We start from the raw sequence: 22,645 nt of genomic DNA on the forward strand, positions 1-22,645 counted from the left end.
TTACTGTTCAGGATCTGGCGGCCAGCAGTGAGCTGGCTTCCTGGCGGGTGCTGCCGGAGGACTCGATGTGGGCGAGCTGGGCCGGGATTTCCCAGCCCTTCTTCCGCATCGCGGTGGCCCAGAGCCGGCCGGCACGGTAGGAGGAACGGACCAGCGGGCCACTCATGACGCCGAGGAAGCCGATCTCGTTCGCCTCGTCCTGCAGGTCCACGAACTCCTGCGGCTTGACCCAGCGGTCCACCGGCAGGTGCCGCTCGGACGGGCGCAGGTACTGGGTGATGGTGATCAGGTCACAGCCGGCCTCGTGCAGGTCCCGCAGGGCTTCGGAGATTTCCTCGCGGGTCTCGCCCATGCCCAGGATCAGGTTGGACTTGGTCACCATGCCCAGGGCCCGGCCCTGGCTGATGACATCCAGGGACCGCTCATACCGGAACGCCGGCCGGATCCGCTTGAAAATCCGCGGCACGGTCTCCACGTTGTGCGCGAACACCTCCGGCTTGGAATCGCAGATCGCCGCGATGTGCTCGGGCTTGCCGGAGAAGTCCGGGATCAACAGCTCCACCCCGGTGCCCGGGTTCAGCTCATGGATCTTCCGGACCGTCTCGGCGTACAGCCACACACCCTCGTCCGCGAGGTCATCCCGGGCCACCCCGGTGACCGTGGCGTAGCGCAGCTGCATCGCCTGCACCGAGCGGGCCACCTTGGTGGGTTCGAACATGTCCACCGGGGAGGGCTTGCCGGTATCGATCTGGCAGAAATCACAGCGCCGGGTGCATTCGGACCCGCCGATCAGGAACGTGGCTTCCTTGTCTTCCCAGCACTCGAAAATGTTCGGGCAGCCGGCCTCTTCACAGACCGTGTGCAGGCCTTCTTTTTTGACCAGGTTCTTGAGCTGGACATACTCCGGACCCATCTGGACCTTGGCCTTGATCCACTCCGGCTTCCGCTCCACGGGTACAGCGGAGTTACGCTGCTCAACGCGCAGCAGCTTCCGGCCTTCTGGTGCCAATGTCACAGGAGCGCTCCTTCTGGGTTTGCGACGAGTGCGTCTTCATGTTTGCGGAACTCGGCCATAAACCGGTCCGCTATGTCACTCGGATTGATGGTCCGGCCGGCTTCAATGGACATCGTGGTGACACCGGCATCGGTGATGCCACAGGCAATGATCTGCTCGTAGGGCGCCAGATCGTTGTTGCAGTTGATGGCAACACCGTGCATCGTGACACCATCCAGAACGCGGATGCCGATCGCGGCAATTTTCCGGTCCGGGCCTTTGTCGTCCGCGGTGATCCACACTCCGGCGCGGCCCTTGATCCGCTCTGCGTTGATGCCGTAGTCAGCCATGACGGCGATCATGACGGCCTCAAGCCGCTCAACGTAGTCGCGGATGCCGGACCGGTTCTTCAGTTTGAGGATGGGGTAGGCGATCAGCTGGCCCGGGCCGTGCCAGGTGAGCTTGCCGCCGCGGTCCACAGGAATCACCGGCGTCCCGTCCAGCGGACGCTCGTGCTCTTCGGTGAGTTTGCCCGCGGTATAGACAGCCGCGTGTTCAAGGATGAGGACCGTGCTGGGTGCCTCCGCTGCAACAACTTTGGCGTGGATGTCGCGTTGCAGGTCCCAGCCCCGGGTGTATTCGACCAAGTCGGGGGCGAGACCCACCTGTGAAAACTCAAGAGTCATGCCATCCAGCTTAGACCCCGGTTCCCAGGGGGTCCGGTATAAGTGGCGGACCTCTCATGCCGCCCGGACAGTACGCCGGCACCTGCTCCCTGTGGATAACTTCTGCGCGTATTCCGCGATTCCGCTAGACATGACTCATGGATCATTTCAAAGCTCCGGAAGTTCCGGGTTTCCTGGTGGGACGCATGCTGGGCCGGGGCGGAAGCGCAACGGTGTGGCTGGTAACCGAGGAAAGGACCGGCCGGGAATTTGCGCTGAAATGCCTTGGCCCGGAGGCCTGCGGGCGCGCCGGCGGCCCTGACGCCGCGGGGCTCGACGGTGCGGCCGGGGAGGACGGCATCCGCCGTGAGATTCGGATCCTCTCGGTGCTGGACCATCAGCATCTCATCAAGGCCCTCGACGTCCTCCGGCTGGTGCGGCAGCCCGGACCGGAAGCCGCTGAGGGAGCCGCCGGATCCGGGATGGGCCTGCTGCTGGACTATGCGCCCGGAGGTTCCCTGGCAGAACTTGTTGCCAGCCGCCGCAACCTCCCCATCGGGGAGACCGTCACCGTGCTGACGCCCATCGCCCAGGTGCTGGGATATCTGCACGCCAGGGGGTTCACCCACGGTGACGTCTCGCCCGGCAACGTCCTGTTCACCGGGCACGGCAAACCGATGCTGTCCGACCTCGGCATCGCCCGCATGGTGGGAGATGCGTCGGCGGTGGCGGACCAGGGAACGGCAGGCTTTATGGACCCGGCACCGGTGGATGCGGTGCGGGCAGGGCTGCAGCCGGAGCGGGATGTTTTTTCGGTGGCAGCCCTGGGATGGTATTGCCTGACGGGTGAGCCGCCGCGGCGGAGTGCAGACCGCCCGCCGCTATCCCTCCTGCTCCCGGACGTGCCGGCCGAGCTGGCCGCTGCCCTGGAGGCCGGCCTGAATGAGGACCGGCGGCTGCGGCCTACCGCCGTTGAACTGGCGACGGCGATCTACCGCAGCGCGCCGCCCTTGCCGATTGACCTCGCATCCTCCGTCCATGCCACGGTCAGTCCGCAGTTGCTGACCCGGCGGCGTGTTCCCGAACGCCCGGACGGTGCTGTCCGGAACGGTCTGGGTGCATGGCGCAGAAAACTCGCGACGTCGCGCTGGTCCGGCTTCGTGGGGGTTCGCCAAGTGCTCCCTTTCCCGGTGTGGGAGGAAAGGCCTGGGCGTCCTGCTCAGCCTTTAGCCGCGGCGCTCACGGCGGGAGCAAACGTGACAACGGGAGAGATGCAGTCCACGCGACGCGGCAGGCGCGCCGAACAGCAGGAGGCCAATCGTCGCAGGCCGGCGCCCGGACGCGGGACCCTGGTACTGGCCGGGGGAACCGCTGCCATGATTGCGGCCGTCATCTGGATGGCCGGCGCCTTCGGGCCCGGCGGGCTGTTCACGGGAACGGAAGGATTCAGAGGGCCGGCCACGGGGAGCGGCTCCAGCCAGGAAGCGCTGAGTGGTGCCAATCCGGACACGTCCCCGAAGGAAACCGGCACCACCGGGATTCCGGCTGCCGTCGCGGCGCGGCTGGGCTCAAAGGATCCGGGCGAGGCTGTTCACGGGCTGGCTGCCGTCCGTTCGTTGGCATTCAACTCGGGCCGGCTGGAGCTGCTGGACCTTGTTAACGTTCCGGGCTCCGCGGCCGCCGCCACCGACGCGCGGCTCAGGGATGCGCTCCAGGGATCCGGCCACATGCTGGCGGGCTTCACGAGCACACTCTCCGATGTCCACGTTCTGCCTGGCGGTTCGCCCGGCCAGGCCATCGTGGGGGTCACTTCCTCCACATCATCGTATGTGGAACAGGACAGCACCGGCACGGTGGTGGCCGCCGGCGCCGCCGGGACAGGACAGGCTCTTCGGCTGGTCCTGGTTCCCCTGGACGGGCAGTGGAGGATCAGCGACGTCCTGCCGGGTTCATGACAACAACTGCATAAGCTTCGCGTCAGCGCCAGCTCCTGACGATCAGCGCCCGGCGAGCCAGGCAGCGGCCTGGCCAAGCGACGGGTGCTGCCATTGGAAACCGGCTGCCTCGAGGACGGCAGGCTCCATGCGCTGGCTGGGCAGTAAGAGTTCGTCGGCGAGCTTGCCCAGGACCAGGCGCAGTGCCGGGGCGGGCACCCGGAAGATGGCCGGCCTGTGAAAGGCCGAGGCCACGACGGCGGTCAGGGTGTTCACGTCCGCCTGTTCGGGGGCGCACACGTTGACCGGGCCCCTGATGGCGGAGGAGGCAAGGAAAACGAAGGCCGCTGAAACGTCGGGCAGCGTGATCCACGGCCAGTACTGCCTGCCGTTGCCCAGCGGGCCGCCGACGCCGAGGCGGATGAGTGGAAGCAGCCGCCCCAGTGCGCCGCCGGACCGGTTGAGCACAATTCCCATCCGCGGTGTCACCACACGGACGGCGGGTGGTGCCTGGTGCGCGGCCGCCTCCCACTCGAGGCAGAGACGGGCCAGGATGGTGGAACCCGGTGAAGCGGTTTCCTGAAGCTGGGCCGGCCCGGAGTCGCCGTAGTACCCGGAAGCTGACTGGCTGATAAACGTCCGGGGCGGGGCGTCCAGTTTGTCCATCGCCTGCGTCAGGGTTTGGGTGGCACTCAGGCGTGAGGTGAACAGTTCGGTAATCCGGTGTTTTGTCCAGGGCCTGTCGCCGATCCCTGCGCCCGACAGGTTGATCACAGCGTCAGCACCGTCCAGCGCCGAGGGGTCCAGGCGGTGCGCGGCCGGATCCCATTGAAATTCAGTGGGAGTGGAAGGCTTGCGGCGGACCAGGGTCACCACCTGATGGCCGGTACCACGAAGGGTTGCGGACAGATGTGTCCCGATCAGCCCGGAGGCTCCGCTAATGACGATGCGCATGATCCATCTCACCACGCCCCAACCTTTGACGGAACCGGTGTACCTCCCGGGGGTGTCAGCACGGGTTGACTATGATCGAACGATGACTTCTTCGAGCTACTTCCGATTTCCGCACGTCCACGGCGATCTGGTCACCTTTGTGGCGGAGGACGACGTCTGGATCGCGCCGCTTAGCGGCGGCCGGGCGTGGCGTGTTTCGTCACTGCAGCTGCCTGCCCGCAACCCCCGCTTCACTCCCGATGGTAAGCGGCTGGTCTGGACCGTCATCCAGGGGACAGCGCCGGAAGTGGTTTCGGCCGAGGTCGACGGCGGTGGCTACCGTCAGCTGACGTATTTCGGCCACGGGACCACTAAGGTCAAGGGTTTCACCGCAGCCGGTGACGTGGTGGTGACCAGCGCCTTCCGCCAGGCCGAGAGCCGGCACACCTATGCCTACAGCCTGCCGGTTGAGGGCGGCTGGGCCGAAGAACTTCCCTTCGGCCCGGTGGAGTCCGTGGCCTTTGGCCCGGAAGTCGGAGACGAACGGCCCGTGGTCCTGGCCAGCGTGCTCTCCCGCGAGCCGGCCTGGTGGAAGCGGTACCGCGGCGGTACCGCAGGCAAGCTGTGGATCGACGCCGACGGTAACGGCGAGTTCGAACGGCTGGTTCCCGAACTGGACGGAAACCTCACCGATCCCCTGTGGGTGAAGGGACGGATCGCGTTCCTCTCCGACCACGAAGGGTTTGGCAATCTGTATTCGGTCCTTCCCGGCGGCGGGGACCTGCGCCGTCACACGGACCACGAAGATTTCTACGTCCGGCACGCAGCCACCGACGGCGAACGGGTGGTCTTCGAATCGGCCGGCGAACTTTGGGTCCTCCATGATCTTTCCTCGGAGCCCGTGCGGCTGGACATCACGTTGGGCTCGGCGTCGCAGTCGCGGCGACCGTCCCTGCTGAAGGTCACCAAGCACCTGGGCGCGGTGGTCCCGGACGCCGGCGGTTCGGCCAGCGCGGTCGAAGCCCACGGCACCATCCACTGGCTCCGGCACAAGGACGGGCCCTCCCGCGTGGTCGAAGCCACCCCCGGCGTGCGTGCCCGGCTGCCCCGACCGCTCGACGGCGGCCGGCTCGCCTACATTGCCGACCACGATGGCGTGGAGGCCATCTACATCAAGGAAATCGCTGCCGACGTTGCCGCACCCCGGGCGGCCGTCGTTGCGCCGGACCAGGCCCGCGCGGTTCCCGCTGCCGCGGTGGCCGCCGGTGACGGGGCCGCGAAGGAGGAGCCGGCACTGCAGCTTCCCAGCCCGGTTCCCGCGGCCGGCGCCACCGCCGTGGTGACTGCCGACGTCGTGGTTGCCGATGATGCTGCGTCCGGCGCCGCGCCCGCTGCGGACGTGAAGACCGCCGACGCCGGGACTGCCCCCGGAGGTGCCGGACGTCAAACTCCTGCCGCTCCCGCGGGCGCGTCCCGCATCGCCTTTCCGAAGCCGTCGCGCGCCAGCGCCCTGGAAGCCAGCCCGGACGGCAAGTGGCTGGCCGTGGGCACCTCGTTCGGCGACGTGTACGTGGCCAACACCGCCACCGGCGAGTTGTCACTGGTCACCAGCATCGGTGAAGGCACCATCGGTGAAATGGCATGGTCCCCGGACTCACGCTGGCTCGCCTGGTCCGAACCCGTCACCTCGTTCGGCTCCCGGAGCCGGTTGCGGCTGGCGAAGGTGGAACAGCCGGACCAGGAAATCGTTGAGGTCACCGACGGGCGCTTCTGCGACGTCTCGCCGAGTTTCACCCCCGACGGGAAATTCCTGGCGTTCCTGTCGAACCGCAGCTTTGACCCGGTCTACGACGGACACTCGTTTGATCTTTCCTTCCCCAGCCCCATCAAGCCCTACCTCGTGGCGCTGGCAGCGGCCACGCCGTCGCCCTTCGGCCCGTCCGTGGACCTGACGCCCTCAGCGGGTATGGACACGGAAGCCGACGAGGCGGCACCTGCTGAGGTGCGCGTGGACCCCGAGGGCCTCGCACACCGGGTCATCGGCGTGCCCGTGACCCAGGGGAACTACACCGCCCTGGTAGCCACCGAGGGTGCACTGCTCTGGCTCGACTGGGCCCTGGCAGGCGTCACAGGCGATGGCAAGGCCAGCCAGGAAGACAAGGACGCCCGCCCCGGCCTGGTCCGGTTCGACCTCGCCCGGCGCAAGCCCGTCACCCTGGTCGATGCCGTGGACAGCTACCGGCTCTCCGGCGACGGCCTCAAGGTGGTGCTGCTCAGCGACAAACAGGTCAGCGTTGTTCCTTCCACCGCAAAAGCGGACGAGGAGTCCGGCCAGCTGGTCAAGGTTGACCTCGGCAGGATCCGGGTGATGATGGACCCCGTCAGCGTCTGGGGCCAAGCCTTTGATGAGGCCTGGCGGCTGCAGCGCGATTTCTTCTGGGCGGAGGACATGGCCGGCCAGGACTGGGAATCGATCCACAAGCGGTACCGGCCCCTGGTGGACCGGCTGGGATCACATGACGACCTGGTGGACCTGCTGTGGGAACTGCACGGCGAACTGGGCACGTCCCACGCCTATGTCCGGCCGGCGATGGTCACCGAGAACGGCAGTAACGGTCAGGGCCGGCTGGGCGCCGACCTCGCCTTCACCCCCGCCGGCTGGGAGATCACCCGCATCCTCGCCGGCGAGTCATCCGACCCGCTGGCCACCTCGCCGCTCACCCGCCCGGGCGCTGCCGCCATGGCCGGGGACGTGCTCCTCGCCATTGACGGCGTGCCGCTGTCCGGGACGGTCACACCGGCCATGCAGCTGGTTGGGGCCGCCGGGCGCGCCGTGGAACTAACACTGCTCAACGGTGCCGGCCATGGAGCCGAGGCAGGCACGCAGCGGCGCATCGCCGTCGTCCCGGTCAAGGATGAGGAGCGACTGCGCTACCAGGAGTGGGTGACGGCAAACCGCAGGACCGTCCGCGAGGCTTCGGGCGGCCGCTACGGGTACCTCCACATCCCGGACATGATGGCCAACGGCTGGGCCCAGCTGCACCGTGACCTGGACACCGAAACGGCTCTCGACGGGCTGATTGTGGACGTCCGGCGCAACCGCGGCGGGCATACCTCCCAGCTGGTGGCCGAGTTGATCGGCAGGAAGGTCACCGGATGGAGCATGCCGCGCGGGGAACGCCCGCGCACTTACCCGCACCACGCCCCGCGCGGTCCGGTGATCATCCTCGCGGATGAGTTTGCCGGGTCCGACGGCGACATCATCACCCAGGTGTCCAAGCTGCGGGGCATCGGGCCTGTCATCGGGACCCGGACCTGGGGCGGTGTGGTGGGAATCGACAACAGGTTCTCCCTGGCCGACGGCACCGGGGTCACCCAGCCGCGCTACGCCACCTGGTTCGGCGGCGGCGTCGGATGGTCCGTGGAAAACTACGGTGTGGATCCCGACATCGAAGTCACCTATCCGCCGCACGCCTACGCGGCCGGCAGGGACCCGCAGCTGGAGTACGGCATCGGCGCCCTGCGGGAAATGATCCAGGAACTGCCCACGGACCGGCCCCCGGCACGTGAAGGTTACCGCCGCCTGCGGCCGGCGCCGCTCCCGGGCCGCCGTAGCTGACAGCCATCGCGGTCCATGACAGAAGGCCCTGCCCCCACCGGTTATCCGGTCGGGAGCAGGGCCTTCTGTCTTGTCCGCGCGGCGTACACCGCAGGCGTGACTAGGACTGCAGGGAAGCGTCCAGGGTGATCTCGATGCCGGTCAGTGCGGCCGAAACCGGGCAGCCGGTCTTGGCTTCACCGGCGATCCGCTGGAATTCTTCCTCTGAGATGCCGGGGATCTTCGCGGACATGGTCAGGTGGCTGCCGGTGATGCCAGTGCCGGCAACGAACGTGACGTCCGCCTTGGTGTTGACTTCCTCGGGAGCGTGGCCGGCCTGGGCCAGGGCGTGGCTGAAGGCCATCGAGAAACAGCTCGCATGCGCTGCGGCGATCAGCTCTTCCGGGCTGGTCTTTCCCTCGGCGGCCTCGGTGCGCGCCTTCCACGTGACGTCGAACGTACCCAGGCCTGAGCTGTCCAGCGTGGTCTGACCCGACCCCGACATCAGGTCGCCGTTCCATACTGTGTGTGCGGTGCGTATTGCTGCCATGTCCACTCCTCAAGGTCGGTTCGAACCGGGGCCGGCCGTTGCCGCCCCCGCCGGTTCCCATCCTAGGGATTCGGCTGCGCGCTTGCACGGACTGTCCGCTCTCAGTGGATTATGACCGGACTGCGGTGGGGGGAGGGGGTTAAGCGCCGACGGCGCCCCTCCCGGATGAGGGGAGCGGCGCCGTCGTGGTGGTGCGAGGGTGATCAGCTCCAGAGCGTGGCGATGGCAACGTTGACCAGGGCCAGTCCGCCGACGCCGTGGGCGAGGCCGGTGGAGACCGGTTCGCCCTTCTTGACCTTGCGGGCGCCGATCACGGCCAGCACCGCAACCACGATGGCGATAACGAGCTTGATGCCCAGTTTGGTGTAGTTGGGGTTTGAGTCCGGCAGGAACGGAAGGACGCCCATCATGGCGACGCCGGTGAGGAGTTGCAGGAAGGCGCCATCACGCTGGCGCGGGTGCACGGTGGGGGTTCGCATCGTGGCGATCCAGTAGCCCACGATCATGGCCGCGCCCACCACGTGCAGGAAAACCAGAATGTTAAAGAGGATTGTCATGGCTCCAGCTTAGCCAGTCAGTTCTACGTCCCGTAGCAAAGCCACGCGGACGTCGCAGCGCGCTGTCCACGGGCTGCCAGGAGTTAAACCGCGACGGCGGCGCCGGCTGCGGGAGGTTTCCCGCCCGTGCCGGCACCGCCGTCGTTGGTTTGTGAAGCTTAGAGCCCCAGGTCCGCTTCGAAGGCGCCTTCTTCAAGGCGGGCCTTCAGCGACTGCAGGAAGCGGCCCGCGTCCGCACCGTCAACCAGTCGGTGATCGTACGTCAGTGACAGGTACATCATGGAGCGGATCGCGATGGAGTCGTCGCCATTCTCGTCGGCCACCACAACAGCACGCTTGACGATGGCACCGGTCCCGAGGATGGCGACGTTCGGCTGGTTGATGACGGGCGTGTCGAAGAGTGCCCCGACGCTGCCGATGTTGGTGATGGAGAACGTGCCGCCGGACAGTTCGTCAGGCCCGATCTTGCCCTGGCGGGTCCGGGAGGCGACGTCGGCGATCTTCCCGGCGATGCCGCCCAGGTTGAGGTCGCCCGCGTTGGAGATGACGGGAACCAGGAGACCCTTTTCGGTGTCCACCGCAATCGCCAGGTGCTCGGCGTTGTGGTAGGTGATCTGCTGGGTTTCCTCGTTGTACTCGGCGTTCAGCTTCGGGTGCTGCTTCAGGGCCTCGGCCACGGCCTTGGCGATGAACGGCAGGTAGGTCAGCTTCACACCGTTGGTAGCAAGGAAGTTGTCCTTGCCGGCGGTGCGGAGCTTGACGATGCGGGTCATGTCGACCTCATGTACCTGCGTCAGCTGGGCGGACAGGTCCAGCGACTCACGCATGCGGCGGGCAATGACCTGGCGGATGCGCGGAGCCTTCTGGGTGGTGCCGCGGAGCGACGAAGGGGCGGGACCGGACGCTGCCGGGGCTGCCGACGCGGCCGGCTGGGCCGGAGCGGCTGCCGGGGCTGCCTTGGCTTCAGCTGCCGCGAGCACGTCCTGCTTGCGGATGCGGCCGCCGACGCCGGTGCCGGACAGGGCCGAGACGTCAACACCGTGCTGGTTGGCGAGCTTGCGGACCAGCGGGGTGACGTAGCCGGACTCGCCGTTGGCGGCCGGTTCGGCAGCCGGGGCCGGAGCGGGCGCGGCTGCGGGAGCCGGGGCTGCTGCGGGAGCGGGGGCCGGGGCGGCCTCCGCCTTGGGGGCCGGGGGCGCGGGTGCAGCAGCCGGAGCAGGTGCTGCAGGCGCTGCGGCGGCGGGTGCAGCAGGTTCGGCCGGGGCTGCCGGAGCAGGTGCTGCCGCGCCGGAACCGATAACGGCCAGGACGGCGCCAACCTCGGCGGTCTCGTCCTCGTTGACCCGGATTTCCTGGAGCGTGCCGGCAACAGGGGACGGGATCTCGGTGTCAACCTTGTCGGTGGAGACCTCGAGCAGCGGCTCATCAACAGCAACCGTATCGCCCACGGCCTTCAGCCAGCGCGTGACAGTGCCTTCGGTGACGCTTTCACCAAGGGCAGGCAGGGTGACGTCGTGGCTTTCGCCGCCCGACGCGGCCGGAGCCTCTGCAGCGGGGGCTGCGGGGGCTGCGGCGGGTGCCTCTTCGGCGGGAGCTTCTTCGGCAGGGGCCTCAGCCGCCGGGGCTGCGGGCGCTTCTTCTGCTGCCGGTGCTGCAGCGGGGGCATCCCCGCCGCCGGAACCGTCGCCGATGCGGACCAGGGGAGCGCCTACCTCGGCGGTCTCATCCTCGGCGACGAGGATTTCCTCGATGATGCCGGCTACTGGAGAGGGGATTTCAGTGTCTACTTTGTCGGTGGAAACCTCGAGCAGCGGTTCGTCCACCTCTACCCGGTCACCTACCTGCTTGAGCCAGCGGGTGACGGTTCCTTCGGTGACACTCTCACCGAGGGCGGGCAAGTTAACGGATTCAGACATGTCGTCCCCGTTCTCCTTATTGATCTTTAGTGCGGATGATTGCTGCCTGTTCGAGCTTAGTGCACCCGGCATTCTCAGCCGGGTGCACCAAACCCTGATGTCTTGCGGTCAAACGGGGGCTGTTAGCCGTGAAGGGCCTTGCCAGCGAGGGCGAGGTGGGCTTCGCCCAGGGCCTCGTTCTGGGTCGGGTGGGCATGAACCAGTGCTGCCACGTCCTCCGGGTAGGCCTCCCAGTTCACGATCAGCTGGGCTTCACCGATCTGCTCACCCATGCGGGCGCCGATCATGTGCACGCCAACAACCGGACCGTCCTTTTGACGGACGAGCTTCACGATGCCGCTGGTGCCCAGGATGGAGCTCTTGCCGTTGCCGGCCAGGTTGTACTCCTGGGTCTCCACCTGGTCATCGCCGAACTTCTCCTTGGCGCCCTTTTCGGTGTAACCGACCGTAGCGATTTCCGGCTCGGAGTAGGTGACCTTGGGGATGTTGACGTCTTCGACCACGACAGGCTTCAGGCCGGCGATTTCCTCGGCCACGAAGATGCCCTGCTGGTAGCCGCGGTGGGCGAGCTGAACACCGGGGACGATGTCGCCCACGGCGTAGATGTTGCCGACACCGGTGTGCAGGCGCTCGTTGGTGATGACGAAGCCACGGTCGATGTTCAGGCCGGCTTCCTCGTAGCCCAGGTTGGCCGTGACGGGGCCGCGGCCCACAGCCACGAGGAGGAGATCGGCCTCGAAGGTCTTGCCGTCCACCAGGGTGACCTTGACGCCGTCGTCGTTCTGCTCAACGCCCTGGAAGAACACGCCGGTGGAGAACTTGATGCCGCGCTTCTTGAACGCGCGCTCGAAGTTCTTGACGATGGTGGCGTCCTCGTTCGGAACGAGGGAAGGCAGGCCTTCAACGATGGTCACGTCCACGCCGAAGGACTTCCACACCGAGGCGAACTCGACACCGATGACGCCGCCGCCCAGGATGATGGCGCTCTTCGGAATGTAGTCCATGGTGAGGGCTTCGTCGGAGGTGATGACCTTGCCGCCGATTTCCAGGCCCGGCAGTGTGCGCGAGTACGAGCCGGTGGCGAGGACAATGTTCTTGCCCTTGTAGGCGGTGCCGTTGACGGTGACGGTGTCCGCGGCGGTCAGCTTGCCTTCGCCTTCGATGACGGTGATGCCCTTGGACTTGATCAGCCCCTGGAGCCCTTTGAACTTGCCGGCGATGATGCCGTCTTTGTAAGCGTTGACAGCGTTGATGTCGATGCTGTCCAGGGTGACATTCACGCCGTACTTTGCCGAGTCGCGGGCGTGGTCTGCCAGCTCAGCGGAGTGCAGCAGGGCCTTGGTGGGGATACAGCCGTTGTGCAGGCACGTACCACCGAGCTTGCCTTTTTCAACGAGACCCACGGTGAAGCCCAGCTGAACGGCCCGCAGCGCGGTGGCGTAGCCGCCGCTGCCGCCGCCGAGTACCAGAATGTCGAATTCTTGCGCAGTTGCCTGATCGGCCACTTAGACGCTCCCTCGCGTGAACGATGACGCGAGCTTGCGCATCATCTGGTCTTTGGAACTTGTACTGCCGTGATTATGCCAGCAGGCAGGTTCTCTTTCATTTGTCACTACCGTGGTTTACCTTAGCGAACCACTTATCCATGCTCCACCTCGCCGCTGCGTTTGTGGAGCGCTTGTGTCCAGTGTCACGCGGCTTTGTGCCTGACGGATCACGCCGGGCAGCAAAGCCGCGCAGGACACCGGGACGTGGTCAGACTGCCGCCAGGACATCCTCCACGTAGGCCACCAGGGTCCGGACGGTACAGCCCGTGGCCTGCTTGTGCGTGTAGCCGTAAGGAGTGCCGTTGTTAAAGGAGGGGCCGGCAATGTCGATGTGGGCCCAGGGGATCTGTTCGCCGTCCTTGCCCTTGCCCACGAACTCGCGCAGGAACACCGCAGCGGTCATCATGCCGCCGTGCCGTTCGCCGATGTTGGCCAGGTCGGCCACCTGGGAGTCAATGGTGGGGCGCAGCTCCTCGGGCAGGGGCATGGGCCATACCAGTTCTCCGGCGCGGTCGGCAGCGGCCTTGAGCGGTCCGGTGACGCTGTCTGAGCCCATGACGCCTGCTGTGCGGTTGCCGAGGGCAATGAGCTGCGCGCCGGTGAGCGTGGCGACGTCGATAATGGCGTCGGGGTATTCACGGCTGGCGGCGACGATGCCGTCCGCCATCACCAGGCGGCCTTCGGCGTCGGTGTTCAGTACCTCCACGGTCTTGCCGCCGAACATGGTGAGGACGTCGGCGGGGCGGGATGCTCCGCCGCCGGGCATGTTTTCGGCGATGCACAGCCACGCGGTGGCCTTGACGGGCAGGCCAAGACGGGCGATGGCCAGCACAGTATTAAGGACGACGGCGGCGCCGGCCATGTCGGACTTCATGTCACCCATGCCGAGGGCCGGCTTCAAGGAGATGCCGCCGGTGTCGAAGGTGATGCCCTTACCGACCAATGCGATCTTCCTGGTGGCCTTAGCCGGGGCGTACTCCACTTTCACCAGGCGCGGCTGGCGGCTGGAGCCCTTGCCCACGCCCATGATGCCGCCGAAGCCTTCCTTCTCCAGGCGCTTCTCATCCCAGACGGTCACCTTGACGGGCAGGCCTTTGGCCAGGTCCTTCGCGGCCTCGGCGAAAGACTCGGGAAAGAGGTGGCTCGGCGGCTGGTTGACCAGGGACCGGGTGGCATTGACCGCCTGGCCGATCAGGCCGGCGCGCTTCAGTGCCGCACTGAGTTCGTCGCTTGCCGGAACATCCGTGTAGATCACCGCATTGCGCACGGGGTCTTTGAGGCCATCGCTGGAGGACCTGTGCTCGGTAAAAGCGTAGGCGCCCAGCGCGGCACCCTCGGCGACCGCCGCGACGTCGGCGACTCCCGCCGTCGGGAATGCCAGGACAACGGTGGGCAGGCCAGCCAGTTGGCGGACGGCGGAACCGGCAGCGCGCCGAAGGGCCTCTTCGGAGAGTTGCTGGCCGACGGCGACCTTGCCCACGCCGGCCAGGACCAGCACGCCGGCACCGGTTTCGGGCAGGCCGGGAAGCCGGATTGCCTGATCGGCGGCCCCGGTGATCCCCAGGGCCTTGAGGGACTCGGTCAGCGCCTCGGCTGACTTCGCGGTCAGCGGGTTCCCCAGCAGCACAGGGCCGTCGGGGCCCTGTCCCACGCCGATGACAACGGCGTCACTGGTGGCCCTCTTCAGGTCCTTGGCGAGGGTACTAAGGTTGATTTCAGTATTCTTGACCACGGGGTAAAGTCCTCAATTCTCGAAAAGGCTGTTCGCAGGTGGATGTCCGGCGCTGGCCATGGAAATGATGCAGGTGTCCGGTCGGAGCCCGGCCGGGTGCCGGCCCGGCCCCTCCGGCAGCCTCTTCTCGATCGTAGCCGCTGGTGGCCGCCGGGGCGGAATCTTGTGAGACCTGCGCCACACCGCCCGGCGGAATGCCGGGAGCTCCGGGAGCGTTGTGCAATGTATCCACCTGAATCCTCGAAAGGAAGACGCTGTGCTTGAACGGATTTCCGGCTCACTGCTGGACCCCGATGCGCTCTACGCGAGCAACATCGAGCTGTTCCACAGCCCGGCGCTCCGCGGGCTGAACCTGGTGATGGGTTTCACCGGCTTTGCCGATGCGGGCCATGTAGTGAAGCAGATCAACGCGGAACTGTTGGACACCCTCGATGCCGAAACGGTGGCGGTGTTCGATGCCGACCAGCTGATCGACTATCGGTCGCGACGGCCACATATCTCCTTTGTCGAAGACCATGTGCAGGACTATCAGGCGCCGAAGCTGGCCCTGTACAAGTTGAAGGACGGGCTGGGCAATGCCTTCCTGCTGCTGGCAGGCTTCGAACCCGACCTTCAGTGGGAGCGTTTCGCGCGGGCTGTTGTGGGCATTGTGGAAAAGCTCGACGTTAACCTCGTGACGTGGATCCATTCGATACCCATGCCGGTGCCGCACACCCGGCCGGTGGGCGTCACGGTCCACGGCAACCGCCCCGAACTGATCGAGGGCATCTCGGTCTGGAAGCCCACGGTGGACGTCCCCGCAGCAGTGGGGCACATCCTGGAGCTGCGCCTGGTGGACGCCGGACGCAACGTCGCGGGGTATGTCATCCACGTCCCGCACTACCTCGCCGAAGCTGAATACCCGACGGCCGCAGTTGCCGGCCTCGAATTCCTCGGCGCGGCCACCTCCCTGATGCTCCCCACCGACCGGCTGCGTGAGGCGGGCCGGGAAGTTGCACGCCAGATCGCGGAGCAGGTGGAAGCCTCGGATGATGTCCGGCAGGTGGTTGCCCGGCTGGAGGAACGGTACGACGAGAAGGCCGACGGAACGGTCCGGCGCTCACTGCTCGCCGACGAGAACGACGAACTTCCCAACGGCGATGAGCTGGGGGCCGCGGTGGAGGCGTACCTGGCGCGGGAGAACCCCGGCCTCTGATCCGTTCGGCCGGATGTGTCCGCTTGGCAGACGGTTGCCACGCTAAGCGGGGCAACCCGGGCATAATGAGGGAGTGACTTCCCCCCGAGCCTGGCTGATCTGGACCGTCGGTATCTTTGCGTATCTGGTGGCGGTCTCCCAGCGCACGTCCTTCGGCGTGGTGGGGCTTGAGGCCACCGAGCGATTCAACGCCAGCGCATCCGCGATCTCCTTCTTCACCGTGCTGCAGCTGCTGGTCTACGCGGGCCTGCAGATCCCCGTTGGCGTGCTGGTGGACAGGTTCGGCTCCCGGGCCATGATCGCCGGCGGGGCCATCCTCATGGGGCTCGGCCAGCTCCAGCTCGCTTTTGCGGAAAGCATTCCCGGCGGCGTGGCCGGGCGGGTGCTGGTGGGTGCCGGCGACGCTATGACATTCATCTCGGTGATCCGCCTGATTCCGCTATGGTTTGCCCCGGCACGGGTTCCCCTGGTCACCCAGCTGACGGGAATGTCCGGCCAGTTGGGACAGCTTTTCAGTGTTCTGCCGTTTGCCTTTGTCCTGCACTCGTTCGGGTGGACCCCCGGTTTCCTGATGCTCGCCGGCATGTCTGCGCTGGCCGTGATCCTGGTGGTGGTTCTCCTGCAGGATCACCCGCCCGGAGCAACGACCCCGCAGGTACAGCGCGGCCTGAGGGCCACCGGCGTCTCCCTTGCCACTGCATGGCGCCAACCCGGGACCCGGCTGGGCATGTGGACCCACTTCACCATCCAGTTCAGCGGCACGGTGTTCGCCATGACCTGGGGCTATCCGTTCCTCATCTCCGGACAGGGGCTGGCCTCGGGGACCGTGGCAGGACTCATGACCCTGTACGTTGCCGCCGGACTGGCCACCGGCCCCTTCATCGGCAGCTTCGTCGCGCGGCACCCGCTGCGCCGGTCCACCATGGTTCTGCTGATATCCGTCGCCACTGCCGCGGCGTGGGCCGCTGTCCTGCTGACGCCGGGCCGGTCGCCGCTGTGGCTGCTCGCGATCCTGGTGGTGGTCCTGGCCATTGGCGGCCCGGGTTCCATGATCGGGTTTGATTTCGCCCGGACCTTCAACCCGGCCCACAGGCTCGGCACCGCCACGGGGATTGTGAACGTGGGCGGCTTCATCGCGGCGCTCGTGACGATTTTCCTGATCGGTTTTGTGCTGGACTTCCTCCTTGCCAGCGGCTATTCCGGCGGGGAGCTGTACGGCCTGGAGCCATTCCGGATCGCCCTGAGTGTGCACTTCCTGCTGCTGGCGTTTGGGGGCGCCATGATGCTGCGGACCCGGCGCAAGGTGCGGCGTCAGATGGCGGCGCAGGGTGTGGTGGTGCCTCCGCTGCTGCGGGCTATGGCACAGCAGCGGCGGTCGAACCTGGCCCAGCGCCGCCGGCAGGACAGCCCGGAATAGCGCCGGCACTTTTCCTCCACACCTGCCGCCCGGGGAAGTTGTTGACATAGCGGGGGTGGGGACTGTCATTGGACTTGGTGCCGGGCCAAAGCTGGAGCCATGAAACCTTCAGAACACCTGACCGTCCGAGGCCCTGAAGACGTCCTCGGGTTCATTCCACATTCCTTGGGGTACTGGCCCTCGGACAGCCTCGTGGCCATGTCCATGCACGGTAAACGCCTCGGAGCGACCCTTCGGCTTGACCTGCCCGGGCCGCGAAATCTTGCCGACCCGCTGGAGTATGCCCGGAGGGTTCGCGAGTACCTTTCAGCCGACCGCGATGCTGACGGGGCCCTGCTGGCCCTCTTTACCAACCACGGCTGGATGGAACCGCCAGGGATCTACCAGGGACTACTGGCCGCGCTGGAAACTTCTCTCGACGCCGGGGGCATGACAGTACGCGATGCCTGGTATGTGGGGGATGACTATTGGCGGAGCGCCAGCTGTGATGACCGGGTGTGTTGTCCTTTGCCCGGCCTGCCGGTGCAGGTGATCAAGGACAGCATGCTGAATGCCGAGATGGTCTACCGCGGCAGCTGTGTGGGGCCTTCGCCTGAAAACGGCGCACGCCCGGCGGCGGCGCTTTCCCGTGCGGAGCGCGCCGGTATCCTGGCGGCGGAGGATGCCTGGGCGGCCCGGCTGGACACCCGCCGGGGGAGCCGGGAACAATTCAGCAGCCTCCTGGGGCGGTGGGATTCGGTACTGACCGGCGAGGGCGTGCCGTTGTCAGCGGACCACGCAGCGTTCCTGCGCGCCTCGCTCCGCGTCCCCGCCTGGCGTGACGCCGTTTTTGTGATGGCTGCGGCGGGCACCCAGGCAGCCATGGCGGGTGCCGAAGCGTTTGGCATCTTCGAAGCGGGGTGCACTCTGGCGCCCGTCGGTCCGGCGGACCTCGGCCACGGCGCCACCGATAGTTTTGACAGTGCCTGCGCGGTGCCGGGATACGGCGAGATTCTGCTGGGCCTGGAGCCTGAAATGCCTGCATGGGACAGCCTGAACAGTCTGGATGCAGTTCTTGAGCAGCTCTCGGACTGCGGTGGAGCGTCCGGCGCTGCCGCGCTCACAGGCCGCGGCTGGATCGCCTGGTGCCGGGGCAGGGGATCGTACGCGGCCGCGTATCTTGGCCGTGCCCTGGACGAGGAACCCGGCTACCGGCTTGCCGAGCTGATGATCGAACTGGTGCGGCGCGGAACCCTCTGTGGCTGGGCAGCGCGGAAGGAGGCCGCCTGGCGCAGGTTCGAACCCGACGCAGCGTAGGTCCCGCCGGTTCTTGAGGCTTCTGCGGCAAAACCGTGAGACAATGGTTGCCGAGACCCGGTTGGGTCCGTGTATCAAGTGCATGTAATGCTGCCCCTGCGGGAACATTACAGCCGCCCCGGCAGTTCTACTTATAGACTCTGCCGGCCGTGGTTGCACCTGATGTTAATCACGGACTTGACAGGGTCATAGTGGTGTTGCCCGTATGGTGATTCCACAGACCGCCGCTAGAAAGGTTTTCTGTGACCCCGTCTTCCGCGAAGAAGGAACCCGCCACCCAGGACGTTTTGTCCCCGGAGGAGAAGCAGGCTGCAACCAACGCCAAGCGAGCAGCAACGCGGGCAGCCAACAAAGCCGTCAAGGACGCCGCCGGCGGCACCGCCGTCGACGGCAAGCCCGAGCCCAAGAAGCGCGGGCCCAAGCCCGGCGCCAAAGCTGCCGCCGAGGCAGCCGGAAAAGCCGCACGTGCATCGGACTCCGATGACGACGAGGTCGAGGACCTCGACGATATTGTGATCGAAGCCGGCGAAGAGACTGAGATCGACGCCGCCAAGGCCGCATCCGCAGCCACCGGCAAGGGCTTTGTGTACTCGGACGCCGATGACGACGACGCCCCGGTCCAGCAGGTCATGTCCGCCGGCGCGACGGCTGACCCCGTTAAGGACTATCTCAAGCAGATCGGTAAGGTTGCGCTGCTCAACGCCGAGCAGGAAGTCGACCTGGCGCTCCGGATTGAAGCCGGGCTTTTTGCCGAAGAGAAGATCAACGCCGACGACGGTTCCATGGACCCCAAGTTCAAGCGTGAGCTTGAGTTTGTGATCCATGACGGCAAACGGGCCAAGAACCACCTGCTCGAAGCCAACCTCCGCCTGGTGGTTTCACTGGCCAAGCGCTACACCGGCCGCGGCATGCTGTTCCTGGACCTGATCCAGGAAGGCAACCTTGGCCTGATCCGCGCTGTCGAGAAGTTCGACTACACCAAGGGCTTTAAGTTCTCCACGTACGCCACATGGTGGATCCGTCAGGCCATCACCCGTGCCATGGCCGACCAGGCCCGCACCATCCGCATCCCGGTGCACATGGTGGAAGTCATCAATAAGCTGGCCCGCGTCCAGCGCCAGATGCTTCAGGACCTTGGCCGCGAACCCACGCCTGAAGAGCTGGCCCTCGAACTGGACATGACCCCGGAGAAAGTGGTTGAAGTCCAGAAGTATGGCCGCGAGCCCATCTCGCTCCACACCCCGCTGGGTGAAGACGGCGACTCCGAGTTCGGTGACCTCATCGAGGACTCCGAAGCCGTGGTCCCGGCCGACGCCGTCAGCTTCACCCTGCTTCAGGAACAGCTCCACTCGGTTTTGGATACCCTGTCCGAGCGTGAAGCAGGCGTCGTGGCCATGCGGTTCGGCCTCACCGATGGCCAGCCGAAGACTTTAGACGAAATCGGCAAGGTCTACGGCGTCACGCGTGAGCGTATCCGCCAGATTGAATCCAAGACCATGTCCAAGCTCCGCCACCCCTCGCGGTCGCAGGTGCTCAGGGACTACCTGGACTAGATCAGACTCACGCAACGCGGGGTCAGTTCCCGCCCGACATCCACGGATTAACGGGCGGTAACTGACCCCGCGTTGCGGCTTAAGGGCTTAAACCAGGGCGCTTCTATTGAAAAGCAAAACAGGACCCCCTCCAATGGAGGGGGTCCTGTCCGGATGTCTTGCAGGTCAGTCGACGGCTACGGGAGCCTTCTCGTGAAGCCTGCCGGTCTCATCGTGCCAGTCAGAGCTCAGCGGCCTGAGTGTTGCCTCGACTGCACGGGCATGGTGGCCGCAGAAAAGCAGCTCACCGCCGGAGGTCTCAAGTACAACGCGGACATATGCCTGAGCCCCGCAACGATCGCACCGGTCCAGTGCGTTGAGTGTGCGGTCTGCCACTGCTGTTGTCATATCGGCCTCCTTAGTAGATCTGTATGTCTATATAACCAGCATTCGTATCAATACCATCGCAAGGACGGGTCAAGTTCGCTGACCGCGTAGCCACAAGAGTGTCTCAAGCTTCGGATCATGGTCACGAAGGCGTCACGAGTGGCGGCGGCCACAGCCCCCGGCCAGGTGTGGCAGCGGGCCGCCCCCGCTCCCGCAGACTAGGCTTGAACGAGCGTCCGCAGCGCCAGCTGTTTCCGTTACTGAAGGAGTTCACCACCCGTGGCACCAAGTTCTGACTACACCGCCCGGCACCTATCCGTCCTGGAGGGCTTGGAAGCCGTCCGCAAACGCCCCGGCATGTACATCGGCTCCACCGACTCGCGCGGACTGATGCACTGCCTGTGGGAGATCATTGACAACTCCGTGGACGAAGCACTGGCGGGCTTCGGACATGACATCAAGATCATCCTGCACTCGGATAACTCCGTGGAAATCCACGACGACGGCCGTGGCATCCCCATTGATGTGGAACCCAAAACAGGGCTCACCGGCGTCGAAGTGGTCTTCACCAAGCTGCATGCCGGCGGGAAGTTCGGCGGCGGCTCCTACACCGCCTCCGGCGGCCTGCACGGCGTGGGCGCCTCCGTGGTCAACGCGCTGTCCGCCAGGCTGGACGTGGAGGTGGACCGCGGCTCCAAAACATACAAGATGTCGTTCCGCCGCGGAGAGCCGGGCCGGTTCAAGGACACCGGCAGCAAGCCCGATCCGGCCGCGACGTTCGAACCGTTTGTTAAGGACTCCGTCCTTGACGTCATCGGCAAGGCGAAGCGCGGAGTGACCGGGACACGGATCCGCTACTGGGCCGACCGGCAGATCTTCACTCCGGACGCGAAGTTCTCGTACGACGAACTGGCCGCCAGGGCCCGGCAGACATCCTTCCTGGTGCCGGGGCTCAAGCTCACCGTCCGCGATGAACGTCGGCTGGCCGGAACCCCGGGTGAAGCCGGCCCCCATGAGGAGGTCTTCCACCATGACGGCGGCATCTCCGAGTTTGTTGACTTCCTCGCCGCCGATCCCGCTGTCACCGATGTCTGGCGCCTGCACGGCTCGGGCAAGTTCAAGGAAACTGTGCCGGTGCTGGATGAGCGCGGCCACAGCCAGCTGGCCGAGGTGGAACGCGACTGCGAAGTGGACGTGGCACTGCGCTGGGGCATCGGCTACGACAGCACCGTCCGCAGCTTTGTGAACATCATTTCCACGCCCAAGGGCGGAACCCACCAGGCCGGCTTTGAGCAGGCCCTGGTCAAGACGTTCCGGAAGGCCGTGGAAACCAATGCCCGCAAGCTCAAGGCGGGCAACGACAAGATCGAAAAGGACGACATCTTCGCCGGGCTGACCGCTGTCCTGACGGTCCGGCTGGCCGAGCCGCAGTTCGAGGGCCAGACCAAGGAAATCCTCGGCACCTCGGCGGTCCGGGCCATCGTGGCGAAGGTGGTGGAGCATGAGATCAACGCCAAGCTGAACTCGGCCAACCGCAACGACAAGGCCCAGTCCGCGCTGCTGCTCGAGAAGATCGTCAGCGAAATGAAGTCCCGCATTTCCGCGCGCGTGCACAAGGAAACACAACGGCGCAAGAATGCGCTGGAAACTTCGTCCATGCCCACCAAGCTCGCCGACTGCCGGACGGACGACGTCGTGCGTTCCGAGCTGTTCATCGTCGAGGGTGACTCCGCCCTGGGAACGGCGAAGCTGGCACGGTCCTCGGACTTCCAGGCGCTGCTTCCCATCCGCGGCAAGATCCTGAACGTCCAGAAGGCGTCGGTGGGGGACATGCTCTCCAACGCTGAATGCGCCGCCCTCATCCAGGTGGTGGGCGCCGGCTCCGGCCGCAGCTTCGATATCAGCGCGGCCAGGTACGGCAAGGTCATCCTGATGACCGACGCCGACGTTGACGGGGCCCACATCCGGACGCTGCTGCTGACGCTGTTCTTCCGCTACATGCGGCCCATGATCGACGAGGGGCGCGTTTTCGCCGCCGTTCCGCCGCTGCACCGGGTCGAAGTGATCAACGCCGGCCAGAAGGCCAACGAGATGATCTATACCTACTCCGAAGCGGAACTGCACGTGCTGCTGGCCCGGCTGGCGAAGGAAGGCAAGCGCTACAAGGAGCCGATCCAGCGCTATAAGGGTCTTGGCGAGATGGATGCCGAACAGCTGGCTGAAACCACCATGGATCCCCGGCACCGGACGCTGCGCAAGGTGGGGATCGAGAACGCCAAGCAGGCAGAGGACACCTTCGATTTGCTGATGGGCTCGGACGTGGCGCCGCGGAAGGACTTTATTATTGCCGGCGCCTCCAGCCTGGACCGGGAGCGGATCGACGCCTGATATT

At 66.1% G+C, this 22,645-nt stretch carries 16 protein-coding genes; 7 read left to right on the forward strand and 9 right to left on the reverse strand.

What is annotated here, in order from left to right:
* Positions 1–7: 7 nt before the first annotated feature.
* Positions 8–1,015: a lipoyl synthase gene (gene lipA, locus PY310_RS06830; protein ID WP_275213589.1), complete on the reverse strand. Its 1,008-nt coding sequence runs from the start codon at positions 1,013–1,015 to the stop codon at positions 8–10.
* A complete protein-coding gene (gene lipB, locus PY310_RS06835) occupies positions 1,012–1,680 on the reverse strand; it encodes a lipoyl(octanoyl) transferase LipB (RefSeq protein ID WP_275213590.1) in 669 nt (222 codons plus the stop codon). The genes lipA and lipB overlap by 4 nt, the downstream gene beginning before the upstream one ends.
* 137 nt (positions 1,681–1,817) lie before the next feature.
* Between lipB and PY310_RS06840 the strand changes: the two genes are divergently transcribed.
* Positions 1,818–3,614 carry a serine/threonine protein kinase gene (locus PY310_RS06840; RefSeq protein ID WP_275213591.1) on the forward strand — a complete coding sequence of 599 codons (1,797 nt, stop codon included), beginning with the start codon at positions 1,818–1,820 and terminating at the stop codon, positions 3,612–3,614.
* Positions 3,615–3,656: 42 nt separating this feature from the next.
* Here the strand turns inward: PY310_RS06840 and PY310_RS06845 are convergent, their stop codons facing one another.
* On the reverse strand, positions 3,657–4,547 hold the full coding sequence (locus tag PY310_RS06845) for a TIGR01777 family oxidoreductase (protein WP_275213728.1): 891 nt from the start codon (positions 4,545–4,547) through the stop codon (positions 3,657–3,659).
* A gap of 82 nt (positions 4,548–4,629) precedes the next feature.
* On the opposite strand from PY310_RS06845, the gene PY310_RS06850 reads away from it, so the two are divergent.
* Positions 4,630–8,145: a S41 family peptidase gene (locus PY310_RS06850; protein ID WP_275213592.1), complete on the forward strand. Its 3,516-nt coding sequence runs from the start codon at positions 4,630–4,632 to the stop codon at positions 8,143–8,145.
* A gap of 100 nt (positions 8,146–8,245) precedes the next feature.
* Here PY310_RS06850 and PY310_RS06855 read toward each other — a convergent pair whose 3' ends face one another.
* From PY310_RS06855 to PY310_RS06875, 5 genes are all read right to left on the reverse strand, one after another.
* The gene (locus tag PY310_RS06855; RefSeq protein ID WP_275213593.1) at positions 8,246–8,674 is read right to left on the reverse strand and encodes an OsmC family protein; all 429 of its coding nucleotides are present in this window, start codon (positions 8,672–8,674) and stop codon (positions 8,246–8,248) included.
* 203 nt (positions 8,675–8,877) lie between these two features.
* Complete coding sequence (locus PY310_RS06860; protein ID WP_275213594.1) at positions 8,878–9,231, reverse strand: hypothetical protein; 354 nt, start codon at positions 9,229–9,231, stop codon at positions 8,878–8,880.
* 158 nt (positions 9,232–9,389) lie between these two features.
* Positions 9,390–11,147, reverse strand: coding sequence for a 2-oxoglutarate dehydrogenase, E2 component, dihydrolipoamide succinyltransferase (sucB, locus tag PY310_RS06865; protein ID WP_275213595.1), 1,758 nt, complete (start codon positions 11,145–11,147; stop codon positions 9,390–9,392).
* A gap of 122 nt (positions 11,148–11,269) precedes the next feature.
* Positions 11,270–12,652, reverse strand: coding sequence for a dihydrolipoyl dehydrogenase (lpdA, locus tag PY310_RS06870; RefSeq protein ID WP_275213597.1), 1,383 nt, complete (start codon positions 12,650–12,652; stop codon positions 11,270–11,272).
* Positions 12,653–12,902: 250 nt separating this feature from the next.
* Positions 12,903–14,426, reverse strand: coding sequence for a leucyl aminopeptidase (locus PY310_RS06875; RefSeq protein WP_275213599.1), 1,524 nt, complete (start codon positions 14,424–14,426; stop codon positions 12,903–12,905).
* 256 nt (positions 14,427–14,682) lie between these two features.
* On the opposite strand from PY310_RS06875, the gene PY310_RS06880 reads away from it, so the two are divergent.
* From PY310_RS06880 to PY310_RS06895, 4 genes are all read left to right on the forward strand, one after another.
* Positions 14,683–15,621, forward strand: a complete 939-nt coding sequence (locus PY310_RS06880; RefSeq protein ID WP_275213600.1) for a proteasome assembly chaperone family protein — start codon at positions 14,683–14,685, stop codon at positions 15,619–15,621.
* A gap of 73 nt (positions 15,622–15,694) precedes the next feature.
* On the forward strand, positions 15,695–17,038 hold the full coding sequence (locus PY310_RS06885) for an MFS transporter (RefSeq protein ID WP_275213601.1): 1,344 nt from the start codon (positions 15,695–15,697) through the stop codon (positions 17,036–17,038).
* Positions 17,039–17,137: 99 nt separating this feature from the next.
* Entirely contained in the window at positions 17,138–18,334 is a 1,197-nt protein-coding gene (locus PY310_RS06890; protein ID WP_275213602.1) for a DUF4192 domain-containing protein, read from the forward strand.
* A 242-nt stretch (positions 18,335–18,576) separates the two neighbouring features.
* Positions 18,577–19,887 carry an RNA polymerase sigma factor gene (locus PY310_RS06895; RefSeq protein WP_275213603.1) on the forward strand — a complete coding sequence of 437 codons (1,311 nt, stop codon included), beginning with the start codon at positions 18,577–18,579 and terminating at the stop codon, positions 19,885–19,887.
* 165 nt (positions 19,888–20,052) lie between these two features.
* On the opposite strand, the gene PY310_RS06900 is transcribed toward PY310_RS06895, so the two are convergent.
* Entirely contained in the window at positions 20,053–20,274 is a 222-nt protein-coding gene (locus PY310_RS06900) for a DUF7455 domain-containing protein (protein WP_275213604.1), read from the reverse strand.
* Positions 20,275–20,532: 258 nt separating this feature from the next.
* Between PY310_RS06900 and PY310_RS06905 the strand changes: the two genes are divergently transcribed.
* Positions 20,533–22,641, forward strand: a complete 2,109-nt coding sequence (locus tag PY310_RS06905; RefSeq protein ID WP_275213605.1) for a DNA gyrase/topoisomerase IV subunit B — start codon at positions 20,533–20,535, stop codon at positions 22,639–22,641.
* Positions 22,642–22,645 lie beyond the last annotated feature (4 nt).

It is taken from the genome of Pseudarthrobacter naphthalenicus (assembly GCF_029076445.1).
GTDB classification, from domain to species: domain Bacteria; phylum Actinomycetota; class Actinomycetes; order Actinomycetales; family Micrococcaceae; genus Arthrobacter; species Arthrobacter naphthalenicus.